General features: G+C 43.7%; 1 protein-coding gene. It reads left to right on the top strand.

Annotated features, from left to right (window positions below; translation table 11 throughout):
* On the top strand, positions 1–1,041 hold a 1,041-nt coding region (locus FTU03_RS16040), incomplete at its 5' end, for an ISNCY family transposase (protein ID WP_179993463.1).
* Between the last annotated feature and the right edge of the window lie 49 nt (positions 1,042–1,090).

Genomic DNA, 1,090 nt, shown 5'->3' with positions numbered 1-1,090 from the left:
CATGGCTTTGATATTTCAGTTGAAACACTGCGTTCCTGGATGATTGCAGCAGATCTGTGGATTCCTCGCGCCAAGCGCCTGAAACGCCCGTATCAGCCTCGTTACAACCGGGATTGCTTTGGTGAACTGATCCAAATTGATGGCTCACACCATGACTGGTTTGAAGGACGCGCTGCTAAGTGCTGTTTGCTGGTGTTTATCGATGATGCGACAGGAAAATTGCAGCATTTACGCTTCTGTGAATCAGAATCAACCTTTGACTATATGATTTCAACACGTTTATATGTCGAACAGCACGGTAAGCCTTTAGCGTTTTACAGCGACAAACATTCAGTCTTTAGAGTGAATCAAAGCAGCAAGAAAGACACCAAGATTACCCAGTTTGGACGTGTACTCAGCACCCTCAATATCGATATCATCTTCGCCAATTCACCACAGGCCAAAGGCCGTGTAGAACGGGCGAATAGAACGCTTCAGGACCGTCTGATCAAAGAAATGCGCTTGGAAGGCATCTGTTCGATTGAGCAAGCTAATGCCTGGCTACCCTGCTTCATTGAGCAGTTCAATCAGAAGTTCGCCAAGATGGCTTTTAATCCTAAGAATCTACATCGGCCTATCACTGAAACAGCCGAAGAATTAGATGATATTTTTACTTGGCGTGAACCCCGCAGAGTCACCAATAGCCTGACGATTACTTATGATAAATGCGTATATCTCCTGGAAAACACCGAAGAAAATCAAAGGTTGATCGGTAAGTATCTTGAGTTCCTGGAATACCCGGATGGTACTGTAGCCCTCATGCATGATGGCCGAAAGATCAATTACAGCCTCTTCGATAAATTAAGTCAGCTGAATCAGCGAGAGATTGTTGAGAATAAACGGTTGAGTGCTGTTCTGAATCATATCCAACAACAGCATGAAGAACTGGAACAGCAAAACAAACGTAATCGTTCTCAAAAGATGCCAAGCAGACGTGCACAGAAAACAGCGATTGAACAACGAAATCTAAATCCTGTGCTTGACTTGGAAATGTCCATATAGGACATTTCTATTTGGTTATTAGGTAGGACATTTCTACTTGGGAATAACA

Source organism: Acinetobacter sp. YH12046 (assembly GCF_013419905.1).
GTDB lineage: Bacteria > Pseudomonadota > Gammaproteobacteria > Pseudomonadales > Moraxellaceae > Acinetobacter.
This window is presented reverse-complemented; position numbering and strand designations above follow the sequence as displayed.